Genomic DNA, 15,396 nt, shown 5'->3' on the forward strand with positions numbered 1-15,396 from the left:
TAATAATCAAAAAATAAAGTAAGTTCTTACACATGCTAAACAGAAGACACATCAGAATTAAAGTTATGCAATCTATGTATGCTTTTAAAGGTACCGAAAGTGATGATTTAATAAAAGAACAAAAGTTTTTATTACACAGTTTAGATAACATGTACGATTTGTACCTGTCGCTTTTAGCTTTATTAACCGAACTGCATAAAAAGAGTAAGAACCATAACGAGAAACTACAAAATAAACTCTTAGGTACTGCCGCAGATAAAAATCCCGATTTAAAATTTCAGGAGAATCAACTTCTTAATTGCATTAGTAGTAATACAATGTTAAAAGATGTTATTTCTAGTCATAAATTAAATTTCTGGGATTTAGAATTTGAATATGTTGATATTCTTTTTAAAGAAATTTTAAAGAGTGATATTTATAAAGCATATACAGAAGAGGAAGAACCTAATTTTAAGAGAGACAAACAATTTGTTTTAGATATTTTTACTGAAATTATAGCTCCAAACGAAAAGCTTTTTGACTTTTTTGAAGACAAAAAATTAACTTGGGTAGATGATTTACCAGTTGTAAATACAGCGATGCTAAAGGTTTTACGAAAGTTAAAATTAACGTCTCCAGAAACTGCTTTATTACCTGAGTTGTATAAAGATGATGAAGATAGAGATTTTGCTATAGAGCTATTTAAGAAAACTTTTCTAAATAATTCTAAGTTTACAGAAGAAATCAATGGGAAAACAACGAATTGGGATTCAGATCGTCTAGCGAGTTTAGATGGAGTGTTATTAAAAATGGCACTTTGCGAATTTCAGAAATTTCCATCTATTCCACATAAGGTTACAATCAACGAATATTTAGAAATCGCAAAAGAATATTCTACTCCAAAGAGTAGTTATTTTATTAACGGTATTTTAGATAAAGTTGTAAAGGAATATCAGGCTGAGAATATTCATGTGAAAACAGGAAGAGGCTTAATGTAATTTTAATTGACCTTTTTTCTATATCTAAATAAGAATAAAGGTCATTAAATAAAGACAGTATATCAGGTTATTGATGATAATTTAGTTCTTTTATAGAGTAAGTTATTTCTTGTAAATATTGTGTTAACAAAGAACTAAAAATTTTAATTCCTTAAAATAATCATTAACTTCGCTAGCTGTATATTAACTATCAAAATAAAATAAATAATGAAAAAAGTAATTTTAGGATTAAGTGCATTATGCATGGTAGCTTTTACATCTTGTAAAGATGATGCCGCTAGTAAAGTTAAAAACGAAAATGTTGCCGTTGCAGCTGAAAGAGATGCAAGTGCAGGTGATTTTGCAGTGCTTACTTTAGATAAGACAGAGCATGATTTTGGAAACATTGTAAACGGAACTCCTGTTGAAACTATTTTCAAGTATACTAATACAGGAAACTCTATGTTAGTCGTAAGTGATATTAAAAGTACTTGTGGATGTACAGTACCTTCTAATTTTACTAAAGAAGTTCAGCCTGGTGAAACGGGGCAATTTACTGTGAAATTTAATGGTAGAGGTAATGGTAAAGTAACAAAATCTTTAACTATGACCGCTAACACAGAAAAAGGAAAAATACCAGTAAGAATTACTGCTATGATTAGTGCAGATCCTAATGCTCCTGTTAAAGCAGCAAATACTGCAACAAGTAAGGTTAATCCTTTAGCTATTGATGCTGCTACACCAAGAAAATCTTCTACGCAACCAGGTCACGAAGGTCATAACCACGATTAATAATTTTTACATATAATAATTCCAAATGGACGCAATAGGATCATTTTTACCGTTTATCGCTATTTTTGCAGTGATGTATTTCTTTATGATTGCACCACAGATGAAACGCTCTAAACAAGAGAAAAAATTTGCTAGCGAATTAAAGCGTGGCGATCGTGTTATCACAAAAAGTGGTATGCACGGAAAAATTGTAGAGTTGAATGAAAAAGATAGTAGCTGTGTTATTGAAACATTAGCTGGTAAAATTAAATTTGACCGTTCTGCAATTTCTATGGAAATGAGTAATAAATTAAATGCACCAGCTGTTGTAAAATAAGCCTACTGTATTGATTACAAATATTAGAAAAGCCATTCATTAATTTGAATGGCTTTTTTTAGGTTGTTTAGTGTGTAGATTTATAATGTGTTTATATATTATATTTAATTAATAATAAACAAAAGGGTAAGCCTATACTTTGATTAATGTTTAAGAGGCTCTATTTAATAAAAAAACAGGCTAAGCAAAAAAATGTCCTAACCTGCTCTCCCTCGATTAATAGCACTTTAAATATTTTCTTTTAAGTTTGGTCTTCTATTTGATACTGCTAAATTATATATTTTATTAAAAGTTAACAATGCGTAGGTCTACGTAGTGTTTAATAAAATGGCTTTATATTGACTAAGTGATAATCCAATATTTTGTTTAAATAGCAATTCAATATTATGAGAATTTGGATAACGTTTTTGAAATTGAAGTAGTAATTTATCTTCGGTTGTAGAGTTTAAATGAATTATAATATTGTCTAATACCGTAGGTGTAATTGTTTTTAATTTAGCACACGATAGATAAATTAAAAAAGCACTTGTTTATTTAAGTCATTGTGATTTTGTGTCTTATTAAATAGCCGACATAAGTTGGTCTGCACTTAACAATATAATATGTCACTTTTTCTTTTGAGGTAAGTAATAAAGGGCTTATAAGAGGTTTATAGTATAATATAGTATTTACTTTTTCTGATTTTAAAACGATGTAACTATAGCCGTCTGGTTTTATAATATATACATTTCTATTTAGCATTTCAATAGAAAAAATGTTTAAGATCCAGCAATTAATAGGTGCATAATAATTGTGTATAGGAGCGATAATATAGTATGGTTAGCGGTTCCTTAAAACTATTATTTATTGAGCAGTAGTAGTATACGTAGGTCTACGTATTAAGTATATTTGGATGTTTTTTTAACCAAACAAAGAGTGCATTTTGGTTAGTGGTATCTATTTCTAATTTTTTAATAATATTACTGCGGTGTTTTTCAACGGTACGTTTAGATATAAATAATTCTTCTGCGATTTGATTGCTATTTAAGTTTTTATCTAAATATTTTAAAATTTTAATTTCGGTAGGACTAAGTTTTAGAAAGTTAGAATCTGTATGACCATCAAAGTGTATACTGCTATTTAATTTTTTACCAATATAATTAATGTTATTATTTATACTTTCTAAACAGGCTTCCAATTCTTGTAAAGCACTATCTTTTGTGATGTATCCATATATGTTTTTTCCTACTTCTTTTAATATAGATTCTTGCTTATGTAAGGTTAAAATGATAACTTTTGTATTTATTTTATTGTATTTAATTTGATGCGCTACTTCTAAGCCATTTAGTTTAGGCATATCAAAATCCAAAATAGCAATATCTGGCTGTAGCTCTACAATTTTATTGTAGGCAGTATTACCATCAGTAGCGATGGCAATAACTTTAAACCTCTTTTTTTCTAAAAAATCTTTAGTCCCATTGAGTAATAGAGGATGATCGTCTGCAAGAATAATAGTAGTAGACATAGCTTATTTTTTCTGAACCTTTATTTGAATAGTTGTTCCTTTTCCTTTAACAGAATCAATACTCAATTGTGCTCCAATAAGCTTTGTACGCTCTTTTATGGTTTTCATACCTAAACTATTAAGTAATTCAGTATTTTCGGTGAGATCAAAACCAATACCATTATCCTTTATTTGGAATAGAACCACATTCTTTAAATCCTCTACACTTATAGCACAAGCTTTTGCTTCTGAATGTTTTTCAACATTATTTAAGCATTCTTGTAGCATTCTATAAATAAAAATTTCACTGTCTTTAGGGATATTTAAAGTCTCAATATCTATATTTTCAGAATAAAAAATGTCTGAATTTTTCTGAAAGTTGGATACCGTATTTTTTATTGAATTTATTAAGCCTAGCTTTTCAAATTGAAAAGGGTGTAACTGTTGTGATATAGTTCTAACTTCATTAATAGCTCCATCGACCAAAGATGTATCGTTATTGCTTTCGTTTTCTAGAAAGATTTTGTTTTTAATGAGTAATAAGCTTTGGCCAACACTATCATGAAGTTCACTAGAGATGCGCTTACGTTCTGCTTCAACACTATGGACTAAATCTTGAGCAAAAGCTTTTTGAAGCTGAACATTCTTTTGAGTATACTTTTTAGAGCGCCATAAATAAACAATGGAAAATAAGGCTAGTAAAAGCATGATGCTTCCCCAAAATAATTCTGCTTTATGCTTGTTTTGTAAGTCTAAAAGTTCAATCTCATTCTTTTGGTTCTTAATTTTGTCATCACGTTTATTAGTTTCATAAAGGGTTTGATAATAGCTTAAAGCATTATTTTTTTGGACAGATTTTAAGGAGTCTTCAATTTTTTTTGCAGACTTTAAATGAGAATAAGCCTTACTGTATTCATTACGTTTTTCGTAAATCTTCGCTAAAAAAGCTTCTCCATCTTCTATATTTTCTATTTGATTAGAGGTTTTTACAATGTTAAGATATTTCAATCCCCAATTTAGTGCTTCATTGTAATCTTTTTCTGCAAAAGCTAAATACCCACAAGCTTTATAATATTTACTTTCATAAATACCTTCTATATTTTTTTTGTCTTTTATTAGTGTCTCAAAATAGGATTTGGCTTTAGCAATACTGTCGTTTTCTGCATAAGCGATAACTAATGAATGTAATAGTATAGGATTAAAATACTCAAAGTAGTTCGATTTTTTATTTACAGCAGCAGCCTTGTGTAAATGTTTTAACCGCTCTTTTTGTAAACCTTGTTTATTATTGTCTGCAGCGTAATTAGAATAAAGAGAGACGAGAAAACTATAATTTTTAGTGATTTTAGCTAAAGCAATGGCGTCATCACGCTCATGTTTTGCCTCTTTAATAAATCCATTAGTACTATATATAATAGATAACGCATTCTTTGAAGCAATAATGTTAAAGGTGTCTTTTACTGATGTGAAGATTCCCGATGCTTCTTGTATGTATTGGGATGCTTTTGCATATTCTGCTTCGTCGATGTAGGCATAGCCTTGGTTTAAAATAGCAAAGGCTTTTAAGCGGTCGTTACCTGCTTTTTCAGCATATAATTTAGCCTTGTTATAATAAGATATGGCAGTGTCTATTTCTTTTGTGGCATAAAAACTATCACCAGCATCTATATAAATGCCAGCCATATTTCTATCTGTAATATGATTTTTTAAGGTGTTAAAATAGGTATTGAATAGTGTAACACCTTTTGTGGGTTGCCCTAAAATATTATTGTGATAGTTAATAAGGTTTTGAATATTACGAGAGGCAATATTAAACGAATCTAATTGTATTGAATAATCTATAGTGACTCTAGAAATAGAGTCATAGCCTAATTTGGGATAATCAATAAGAAAATCGGTTACACTATCTAGTAATTTTAATTTTTTACCGCTGTTATTTTCGGTTTTTATAAGCGCTTTTAACGCCTCAACTTTATGTTGAGGCGTTGGGTCTTGCGCATAAGTAATGGAGTAAGTTAATAGTAAAAATACTATATATATAGTTTTCATTGATGTTATTTATAAAAACCTAAATTAGTGAAAATTTAGTCTTTAGAACCTTCAATCCATTTTTTAGCATTTACAAAAGCTTCTAGCCAAGGTGAAACTTCATCTTTTCTATCTTGTGGGTAATTGGCCCAGTTCCATTGAAAAATTGAACGTTCAATATGTGGCATAGTTGCTAAATGTCTTCCTGTTTTGTCACAAAGCATTGCAGTGTTAAAATCAGATCCATTTGGATTTGCAGGATATTCTGCATAACCATATTTAGCTACAATATTATATTTGTCTTCAGAATAAGGAAGCGTAAATTTTCCTTCTCCATGAGAAATCCAAACTCCTAAAGTAGCACCTTCTAAAGAAGAAAGCATAACTGAATTATTTTTCTGAATTTCTACAGATGTAAATCCACTTTCGTGTTTATGAGAATCATTATAAGTCAGTTTTCCATGAGTTTCATGCTCTGGGTTCACTAAATCTAATTCCATCCAAAGTTGTGCTCCATTACAAATTCCTACAGAAAGTGTATCTTCTCTTTTAAAGAAATCGTTGATCACTTTATTGGCTTTATCATTGTATTTAATGGCTCCGGCCCAACCTTTAGCAGAACCTAAAACATCCGAGTTACTAAAACCACCAACAGCTCCTAAAAACTGAATATCTTCTAATGTTTCACGACCAGAAATTAAGTCTGTCATATGAACATCTTTAACATCAAAACCTGCTAAATACATAGCGTTAGCCATTTCACGTTCAGAGTTAGATCCTTTTTCTCTTAAGATTGCCGCTTTAGGACGCGAATTGTCTGTAGTAAGCGCATCTTTTAATTTCCCTGTAAAATGAGATGGGAATTTAAAATCTAACGCTTGATTCTTATAGTTGTCAAAACGATCTTGTGCTAAATTATTAGCCGTTTGTTTTTGATCTAATAAGAAAGACGTTTTAAACCAAACATCTCTTAGTTCTGTAACATTAAAAGAGAAGTCGTCTTCGCTATTTTTAATCGTTACAATTCCTGACGTATTAGCTTCACCTATATTAAAAAATTCAATATTATTTTCTGATAAAACAGTTTCTACAGAAGCATCTGCTTGAAAAACAATTCCTGAATTTTCTGAGAATAAAACTTTAATAGAATCTTCTTCATTTAAAGATTTAATATTTAAATCTGCACCTAAATTAACATCTGCAAAACACATTTCTAATAAGGTTGTAATTAAACCTCCAGAAGCCACATCGTGTCCTGCTTTAATCTTATCTGCTTTAATTAAGTCTTGAATGGTATTAAATGTATTTTTTACAAAATCTGTATTTGTAACATCAGGAGTTTCATTTCCAATAGCATTTAATGCTTGGTTAAAAGAACTTCCTCCTAATTTAAAGTCATCTTGAGAAATATTGATGTAGTAAATATTTCCACCATCAATTTGTAAAACAGGTTCTACAACCTTAGTGATTTCATTACAGTTTCCTGCAGCAGAAATAATAACAGTTCCTGGAGAAATTACGTCTCCATCTGTATATTTCTGTTTCATAGATAAAGAATCTTTTCCTGTTGGGATATTAATTCCTAAACCAATAGAAAATTCTGAAACCGCTTTTACAGCTTTATATAAACGGGCATCTTCACCTTCATTTTTACAAGGCCACATCCAGTTTGCAGATAAAGAAACAGAATGTAAATTATCTTTTAAAGGTGCCCATATTAGGTTGGTTAAAGATTCTGTTATAGCATTTCTACTTCCTGCTTCTGGATTAATTAGTGCAGAAATAGGCGCATGCCCAATAGACGTTGCAACACCTTCTTTACCATTATAATCTAAAGCCATTACGCCAACGTTATTTAACGGAATTTGTAATGGGCCAACACATTGTTGCTTGGCAACTTTACCACCAACACAACGGTCTACTTTATTTGTTAACCAATCTTTACACGCAACAGCCTCAAGTTGTAAAACTTGTTTTAGATAGATTTCTAAATTTTTCGTTTTGTAACGTGGGTTTTTATATTTTCTGATAACAGTTTTATCTGTCATTATTGTTTTAGGAGATGAACCAAACATATCTTCTAAAGCTAAATCCATAGGTTTTTCACCTGTAGAATTAGATTCAAAAGTAAAGCGGTCATTTTCTGTAACTTCACCAACATCATAAATAGGAGAACGTTCTCTGTCAGCTATTTTATGTAAAGTTTCTAAATGTTGTTCACCAATAACTAATCCCATACGTTCTTGAGATTCATTACCAATAATTTCTTTAGCCGATAGGGTAGGGTCACCAACAGGAAGTTTGTCTAAATCAATTTTTCCACCTGTATCTTCAACAAGTTCAGATAAACAGTTAAGATGTCCACCAGCACCGTGATCGTGAATAGAAACAATAAAGTTTTCTTCACTTTCTACCATACCACGAACCGCATTTGCAGCACGTTTTTGCATTTCTGGGTTAGAACGTTGTACTGCATTTAATTCAATTCCTGATGCAAATTCGCCTGTATCAGCAGAAGAAACAGCTGCGCCTCCCATACCAATTCTGTAGTTGTCACCACCTAGGATTACAATTTTATCTCCTTTTTTAGGAACATCTTTTATCGCCTGATCTGCTTTTCCGTAGCCAATACCACCCGCTTGCATAATCACTTTATCGTATCCTAATTTTCTTGCCGGAGAATCACTTACTGAAGCATTTTCTTGGTGCTCAAAAGTTAATACAGAACCTGTAATTAAAGGTTGTCCAAATTTGTTTCCAAAATCAGATGCTCCATTAGAGGCTTTTATTAAAATATCCATTGGTGTTTGATACAGCCATTCTCTAGCTTCAAATTTATTTTCCCAATGTCTGTTTTCTTCTAAACGAGAGTAAGAAGTCATGTAAACAGCGGTTCCTGCTAAAGGTAAAGAACCTTTTCCGCCAGCAAGTCTATCTCTAATTTCTCCACCAGAACCTGTTGCAGCTCCGTTAAAAGGCTCAACAGTTGTTGGGAAATTGTGTGTTTCTGCTTTTAATGAAATTACAGATTCATAATCTTTAGTTTCATAAAAATCGGGTTTATCTGCCGTTTTAGGTGCAAATTGCTCCACTTTAGGACCTTTTATAAAAGCAACATTATCTTTATATGCTGAAACAATATCGTTTGGAAATTGTTTAGATGTTTCCTTTATTAATTTGAATAATGAAGTTGGCATTTCTTCTCCATCAATTACAAAAGTTCCGTTGAATATTTTATGCCGACAATGTTCTGAGTTAACTTGAGAAAATCCAAAAACTTCAGAATCGGTTAATGGTCGATCTATTTTTTTAGAAACACTTTCTAAATATTCTACTTCTTCATCACTAAGCGATAAACCTTCTTGTTGATTGTAAGCCGAAATATCTTCAATATTTAAAATGGCTTCAGGTTGAATGTCAATTTTAAAAATACCTTGATTTAAACTCTTGTATTTTTCAGAAATCATAGGATCGTAATCCTTGTAATCTTCAACAACTGAAGTAAATTCTTCAATTCTTAAGATATCTGAAATACCCATATTCTGAGTGATTTCTACAGCATTTGTACTCCAAGGTGTAATCATCGCAGCTCTTGGTCCAACAAAAAAAGCATCGAGTGATGCTTGTTCTATTTTTGATTGGTCGCCAAATAACCATGTCAGTTTAGATATAGTTTCTGTTGATAATTCTTTTGTTGCTTGAACAGCAAAAACCTTACTGCTTTGGTTCCCGAAGAAATGAATCATTTATGTATTGTATTTGAGTTGTGTTTAATAAAAAGCAAATTTACTTTTTTTCTACGTGATTTAACATATAAAATTCTAAGGAAAAAAGGGAGTTATTCACGATGTTTTAAACATAAAAAAAATGAACGAGCGTTGGTAGGTAAAATAACACGCGTTCATTTATAAGGAATTGTATTTTTATAGCTTTGTTGGTTTTGTGTTTAATTGTTTTTTAAAGTGATACTGCCATATTCAGACTCTATAAGCACTAAATTCTCAGTATTTTTATCACCATAAAATCCAAGATACTCCTTTCCAATACCGCTTTCATTTTTCGTTATATAAGTTAAACCTTCAGGTTCTCTAAAAGATCCATAGTCAATTCCAATATTAAAATTGAATTTACAATCAGCATCAAATCCAATTGTTATTCCTGTAAATTCAGAATTTATATCTACAGTCTTAGTTTTTGTCACTAACCGGTCAATTTTTATGGAACCATAATCAGATCTAATTTTAACAGTTTTAAAGACAGTACCCAATCGTAAAGCTAAATAATCTCCATTACCATCTAAATTGTTAATGTTGTCAATTTTTACTGAACCATAATCACATTCGTAAACTACATTTTCAGCGATTTCAATTACAGAAGTTGTGTAATCGGCTTCTAGATTTAAATCTTTGGCTTTGGCGACGGTAAATTCGCTATAATCAGCTTCAATTGTTCCGTTGTTTATAAATTCAAAATAGCTGTTTTTAGTATAACTCAATCGTATTGTATTATCCTTACCCATCAATTCCTTGGTGGTTACTTTTCCATAATCACATTTTATATAAGCATTGCCTTCAATTCTATCTAGATTAATATAACCATAATCATTAAAGAGCTTTACGTTGTTTGTAATAGGCATTTTAACTAAATAGTTAATTTCTATATTTACATTATTACTTAATTTTTTGTTCCACCAAGACGTATCATAACTGTTGCCGCCAATTGAAGAAATTGCTGTAACTTTATGAGGTGCAGATTGCCAAGCAACATCTAATTCGTTCAATCTTTCGTTAACCTTGTTTTCATTATTACCACTTACTTTAATGGTGACTTGGATATCAATGCGGTTTTCGTCCCAAGTAATAATATCAATGTTCCCATATCTGCTGGTGATATTAAATGTAGCATCAGCATTTACATTAAATGATTTTTTTAAGGTTTTCTGTTTTTCGTGTTTTGCCACTTTAGGTTTCCCGTTTGTTGCTAACATAACTGTTGGTAGCAGTAGTAAAAAGAAAAAGAACTTATATAATGTTTTCATTTGAGTTGGATTTGAATTGTTTAACGGTTTCAATTTGTTCTAATACGGTATTTAAAATATCTATTCTATTTTGAAAGTTGGTAATCATTGCATAAATAACACGTTGGTTTTTTCCACTTTCTGTTAAATCTATTTTTAATTTTTTATAATCTTTTTCAAGTATTTGAATTTGTACCAAAGCATCTGTAATAATTTGTTCAGTTAAGGGAGAACGCTCTTTGTTTAATTTCTTTAATTCATTTTCAATAGTAACTGTAAAAAAGTCTTGTGTTTCAGACATTTCAGGTGATACGCTGGCTAAGTCTAAAGTTTCAGGTTGGTTTGGTAATGCTGTAAATAATCCGAAACAAATTACTATAGTTGCTGCAATTGCTAAAAAAGGTTTCCAGTTAAAACGAGATCGCTTTTTAATTTCAGTTGAATTGGAATTATGTGCTTTCAACTTTTCTAAAAATCTATGCTCATGATGGTTTTGAGGAGTTTCAATATTAAATTGATCCTTCAAATTATCAAATAAGCTTTCCAAATTATCTTTTTTCATAATTAATTCAATACTAATTTCTTGCGTAAACTCTCTTTTGCTCTAGAGATCATTGTTCTGCAATTGGCATATGTAATATCCATTATTTCGCAGATTTCTTCGTAATCGTAACCTTCAATTAAATGTAATGTTAGGCTTAAACTGTAATTAGATTTTAGCGTTTTCATAACATCTAAAATCTGTTTTGCTTTTTCGTTTATGGGTTCACTTTCAACAATACCCATATCATCTTCTACTTTATAAATCACAGTATCTAATGGTACTTCGTTTTGTTTTATAGTTTTGTTGTAATAGCTAATACTATTGTTTATCACGATTCGTTTCAACCATGAGCCAAACATATTAGCGTCTTCTAGCGTATTTAATTTTGTAAAAGCTGTTAAAAAAGATTCTTGCATTATGTCTTCAGCCTTAAAAGAATCTTTTATAATTCTGAGGGCTGTGTTATACATTGCTTTGTTATATCTGTTATAAATTTCCAACTGTGCACGTTGGTTTCCAGATTGACAAAGCTGTAATAACTGTTCGATATTTTGATTGGTTGATGTCAAAAAACAATTGCTTTTACTTATAGATGGTTACTTTTTTAAAGTGTTACAGTTTATTTTTAAATATTTTAATATCTGATCTCGTCAGTTCGATTATATTATGAAATTTTCAAAATCTAACATCAAGATGGCTAAGTAGAACTTCAGCAAAAATTCTCAAAAACATTTACTTAATTACTCTTCAATATTAATTTATCCGATTATCATTGTATCAATTCATTCAAAGTGACAATTTTATTTCTAATTTAAAACCTTTTTTGTCAATCAAAGGTAATGGCATAACAATTGAATTTAGAGTAGTGTGAATAACTTTAGATATCTTATAATGTTTTGATATTCAGTATGAAGTTAATTTTTAATACATTTAAAAGCATGTTATTCTGTGTGTAATAATGACAGAATGACTTAAATATATATATGGGAAAATCAAATTTTTTAAACTTAGACAATCTGTCATTTCAGGATTTTGATGAGAATTCAGAGTTAATTCCATTGATGACTCCAGAAGATGAAGAATTAATAAATAACGAATCTTTACCAAATTCTTTACCAATTTTGCCGTTGAGAAATACGGTTTTATTTCCAGGAGTTGTTATTCCGATTACAGCGGGAAGAGATGCATCTATAAAATTAATTAATGATGCTAATAAAGGTGGAAAAGTTATAGGGGTTGTGTCTCAGATTGATGAATCTGTAGAAAATCCTACAGCAAAAGATATTTATAAAACGGGTACTGTTGCACGTATCTTAAAAGTTTTAAAAATGCCTGATGGTAACACAACAGTTGTTATTCAGGGTAAAAAACGTTTTGAGATTAACGAAGTTATTTCAGAAAAACCATATTTAACAGCTACAATTTCTGATATTGAAGAAGCTAAACCGGCAAAAGATAACGAGGAATTTAAAGCGATTATAGATTCTATTAAAGATTTGTCTTTAGAGATTATAAAGGAAAGTCCAAATATTCCTTCGGAAGCTAGTTTTGCTATTAAAAATATTGAAAGTGATTCATTCTTAGTCAACTTTGTGTCGTCTAACATGAACCTCAATGTAGAGGAGAAGCAAGAGCTGTTAAAGATTAATGATCTTAAAGAACGTGCGCTTCAAACTTTGAAATTCATGAATCTTGAATTTCAGAAGTTAGAACTTAAAAACGATATTCAGTCTAAGGTTCAAAGTGATATGAACCAACAGCAACGTGAATATTTCTTGCATCAACAAATGAAAACAATCCAAGAAGAATTGGGTGGAGGTGTGTCTGCAGGTGAAGAAATTGAAGAAATGAAAACACGTGCTAAGAAAAAGAAGTGGGACGACAAAGTAAAGGAACACTTTGAAAAAGAATTAGCAAAAATGCAACGTATGAATCCTCAGGTGGCTGAGTATTCTATTCAACGTAATTATTTAGATTTGTTTTTAGATTTACCTTGGAATGAGTTTAGCAAGGACAAATTTGATTTAAAACGTGCCGAAAAAATATTAAACCGTGATCATTTCGGACTAGAAGATGTTAAGAAAAGAATCATTGAATATTTAGCCGTATTAAAACTTCGTAATGATATGAAGTCTCCAATTATATGTCTTTACGGACCTCCAGGTGTTGGTAAAACATCTTTAGGTAAATCTGTTGCAGAAGCATTGGGTAGAGAATATGTGAGAATTTCACTAGGTGGTTTACGTGATGAAGCAGAAATTCGTGGTCATAGAAAAACCTATATTGGTGCAATGCCAGGACGAATTATTCAGAGTTTGAAAAAAGCAAAAACATCAAACCCTGTATTTGTATTAGATGAAATAGATAAACTTTCTACAGGAAGTCAAGGCGATCCATCTTCTGCTATGTTAGAGGTTTTAGATCCTGAGCAAAACAGTGAATTTTACGACAATTTCTTAGAAATGGGGTATGATTTATCTAAGGTGATGTTCATTGCGACTTCTAATAGCATGAATACCATTCAACCTGCATTAAGAGACCGTATGGAAATCATTAATGTAACAGGTTATACTATTGAAGAAAAAGTTGAAATTGCAAAAAGACATTTATTACCAAAGCAATTAACAGAGCATGGTTTAGATAGCTCTTCTTTAAAAATAGCAAAACCACAACTCGAAAAAATAGTTGAAGGTTATACACGAGAATCAGGAGTAAGAGGGTTAGAGAAGCAAATTGCAAAAATGGTGCGTTATGCAGCTAAAAATATTGCAATGGAAGAGGAATATAATATTAAAATTTCTAATGAAGATATTATAGAAATCTTAGGTAGTCCTAGAATGGAGCGCGATAAATATGAAAATAATGATGTTGCTGGAGTTGTAACAGGTTTAGCTTGGACAAGTGTTGGTGGTGATATTTTATTTATAGAATCTATTCTATCTAAAGGAAAAGGAACTTTATCTATTACAGGGAATTTAGGTAAGGTGATGAAGGAGTCTGCAACAATTGCTATGGAATACATTAAAGCAAATGCTGAAGAATTCGGAATTAATCCAGAGATTTTTAGTAAGTATAATGTTCATATTCACGTGCCAGAAGGAGCAACTCCTAAAGATGGACCTAGTGCAGGTGTAACAATGTTAACGTCTTTAGTTTCTTTATTTACACAACGTAAAGTGAAAAAGAGCTTAGCCATGACAGGTGAAATTACTTTGAGAGGTAAAGTATTGCCTGTAGGTGGAATTAAAGAAAAGATCTTAGCAGCAAAACGTGCGCGTATCAAAGAAATTTTACTTTGTGAAGATAACCGAAGAGATATCGAAGAAATTAAACAAGAATATCTAAAAGGTTTAACGTTTCACTATGTAAAAGATATGAGTGATGTTTTAAAACTTGCATTAACAAAACAGAAAGTAGAAAATGCAAAAAAGCTTTAAACTAATCGTAGCATTTTTAATTAGTCTTATAGCTTGCATACAAGTTATTGCTCAAGAAGAAACAAATTTTAAAGATGTTATATTAGATGGTGAGCCAGCAATATTTGATATCGCTACAGGTGAAATTACTGTAGTTAAACTTGAAAATATAGCTGCAGGTACTAAAATAGATTCTGTTAATACATCGTCGATTTACACTAAAAAATCAGGCGTAAATGAAATTTTAGATTCAAATATTGTAGAATTTCATAGTGTAAAAGAAGGAGAGACTTTGTTAGATTTATCTAAAAAATATAAAGTCTCTCTAACAGAATTAATGCGTGCCAATAAACTAGAAACCACATTAATTGATGTGGGACAAAAGCTTTGGGTTAAAAATTTAGATTTTCAACTTTACCCAATAAAGGAAGCAGTAGTAAAAGAAAAAAGTGCAGCGAGTTCTTTAGGGAATTTAACTTCAAATTTTTATATTGTAAAATCAGGAAATACTTTATATGGTATATCTAATCAATTTCATTTAAGCGTACAAAAGTTAAAACGCATAAATAATTTAAACTCTAATCTTATACGTGTTGGTAAAAAACTTCGTGTTAAAAGTTTCGAAATTAAAAATCAAACTAAAGATAGTTCTTTTCATTTAGTTAAAAGTGGAGACAATTTATATCGTATTGCTCTTAATAATGGAATTACTGTAAAGATTATTAAAGAATTAAACGGTTTGACTAGTGATTTAATAATTATTGGACAAAAATTGAAATTAAATTAGAAAAGAACAGCTTTCAAAAAATAAAAAAATCTTCTCATCGTTTTAAGATAGATTTAG

General features: G+C 30.5%; 11 protein-coding genes. 5 read left to right on the forward strand and 6 right to left on the reverse strand.

What is annotated here, in order from left to right; genetic code table 11:
* Positions 1-32 precede the first annotated feature (32 nt).
* The 3 genes from nusB to yajC all read left to right on the forward strand — a co-directional run bounded on the left by nusB (position 33) and on the right by yajC (position 2,064).
* Entirely contained in the window at positions 33-977 is a 945-nt protein-coding gene (gene nusB, locus HSX10_RS04125) for a transcription antitermination factor NusB (protein WP_254453193.1), read from the forward strand.
* A gap of 207 nt (positions 978-1,184) precedes the next feature.
* Positions 1,185-1,748 (forward strand): DUF1573 domain-containing protein, encoded by a 564-nt coding sequence (locus HSX10_RS04130; RefSeq protein WP_173586939.1) that lies wholly within the window; start codon positions 1,185-1,187, stop codon positions 1,746-1,748.
* Positions 1,749-1,773: 25 nt separating this feature from the next.
* Positions 1,774-2,064 carry a preprotein translocase subunit YajC gene (gene yajC / locus HSX10_RS04135; protein WP_173586940.1) on the forward strand — a complete coding sequence of 97 codons (291 nt, stop codon included), beginning with the start codon at positions 1,774-1,776 and terminating at the stop codon, positions 2,062-2,064.
* An 871-nt stretch (positions 2,065-2,935) separates the two neighbouring features.
* Here yajC and HSX10_RS04140 read toward each other — a convergent pair.
* From HSX10_RS04140 to HSX10_RS04165, 6 genes are all read right to left on the reverse strand, one after another.
* Complete coding sequence (locus tag HSX10_RS04140) at positions 2,936-3,568, reverse strand: response regulator (RefSeq protein WP_173586941.1); 633 nt, start codon at positions 3,566-3,568, stop codon at positions 2,936-2,938.
* Between the two features lie 3 nt (positions 3,569-3,571).
* On the reverse strand, positions 3,572-5,596 hold the full coding sequence (locus tag HSX10_RS04145) for a tetratricopeptide repeat-containing sensor histidine kinase (RefSeq protein WP_173586942.1): 2,025 nt from the start codon (positions 5,594-5,596) through the stop codon (positions 3,572-3,574).
* A gap of 35 nt (positions 5,597-5,631) precedes the next feature.
* Entirely contained in the window at positions 5,632-9,321 is a 3,690-nt protein-coding gene (gene purL, locus HSX10_RS04150) for a phosphoribosylformylglycinamidine synthase (protein ID WP_173586943.1), read from the reverse strand.
* 200 nt (positions 9,322-9,521) lie between these two features.
* Positions 9,522-10,613 (reverse strand): DUF4097 family beta strand repeat-containing protein, encoded by a 1,092-nt coding sequence (locus HSX10_RS04155; RefSeq protein ID WP_173586944.1) that lies wholly within the window; start codon positions 10,611-10,613, stop codon positions 9,522-9,524.
* Entirely contained in the window at positions 10,597-11,154 is a 558-nt protein-coding gene (locus HSX10_RS04160) for a hypothetical protein (RefSeq protein ID WP_173586945.1), read from the reverse strand. Before HSX10_RS04160 ends, HSX10_RS04155 begins: the two co-directional genes overlap by 17 nt.
* Positions 11,155-11,156: 2 nt before the next feature.
* Positions 11,157-11,705, reverse strand: coding sequence for an RNA polymerase sigma factor (locus tag HSX10_RS04165; protein WP_173586946.1), 549 nt, complete (start codon positions 11,703-11,705; stop codon positions 11,157-11,159).
* 414 nt (positions 11,706-12,119) lie between these two features.
* Here HSX10_RS04165 and lon point away from each other — a divergent pair, with 414 nt between their 5' ends.
* Together lon and HSX10_RS04175 are read left to right on the forward strand one after the other, a co-directional pair.
* A complete protein-coding gene (gene lon, locus HSX10_RS04170; protein WP_173586947.1) occupies positions 12,120-14,573 on the forward strand; it encodes an endopeptidase La in 2,454 nt (817 codons plus the stop codon).
* On the forward strand, positions 14,557-15,339 hold the full coding sequence (locus HSX10_RS04175) for a LysM peptidoglycan-binding domain-containing protein (protein ID WP_173586948.1): 783 nt from the start codon (positions 14,557-14,559) through the stop codon (positions 15,337-15,339). The genes lon and HSX10_RS04175 overlap by 17 nt, the downstream gene beginning before the upstream one ends.
* Positions 15,340-15,396: the final 57 nt, after the last annotated feature.

The organism is Winogradskyella undariae (assembly GCF_013285155.1).
GTDB classification, from domain to species: Bacteria; Bacteroidota; Bacteroidia; order Flavobacteriales; family Flavobacteriaceae; genus Winogradskyella; species Winogradskyella undariae.

Bases quoted from the DNA above. Each gene is read 5' to 3' on its own strand.
- HSX10_RS04130 (WP_173586939.1), top strand. From the start codon at position 1,185: ATGAAAAAAGTAATTTTAGGATTAAGTGCATTATGCATGGTAGCTTTT.
- yajC (WP_173586940.1), top strand. From the start codon at position 1,774: ATGGACGCAATAGGATCATTTTTACCGTTTATCGCTATTTTTGCAGTG.
- HSX10_RS04155 (WP_173586944.1), bottom strand. From the start codon at position 10,613: ATGAAAACATTATATAAGTTCTTTTTCTTTTTACTACTGCTACCAACA.
- HSX10_RS04145 (WP_173586942.1), bottom strand. From the start codon at position 5,596: ATGAAAACTATATATATAGTATTTTTACTATTAACTTACTCCATTACT.
- purL (WP_173586943.1), bottom strand. From the start codon at position 9,321: ATGATTCATTTCTTCGGGAACCAAAGCAGTAAGGTTTTTGCTGTTCAA.
- HSX10_RS04140 (WP_173586941.1), bottom strand. From the start codon at position 3,568: ATGTCTACTACTATTATTCTTGCAGACGATCATCCTCTATTACTCAAT.
- HSX10_RS04175 (WP_173586948.1), top strand. From the start codon at position 14,557: ATGCAAAAAAGCTTTAAACTAATCGTAGCATTTTTAATTAGTCTTATA.
- HSX10_RS04160 (WP_173586945.1), bottom strand. From the start codon at position 11,154: ATGAAAAAAGATAATTTGGAAAGCTTATTTGATAATTTGAAGGATCAA.
- lon (WP_173586947.1), top strand. From the start codon at position 12,120: ATGGGAAAATCAAATTTTTTAAACTTAGACAATCTGTCATTTCAGGAT.
- nusB (WP_254453193.1), top strand. From the start codon at position 33: ATGCTAAACAGAAGACACATCAGAATTAAAGTTATGCAATCTATGTAT.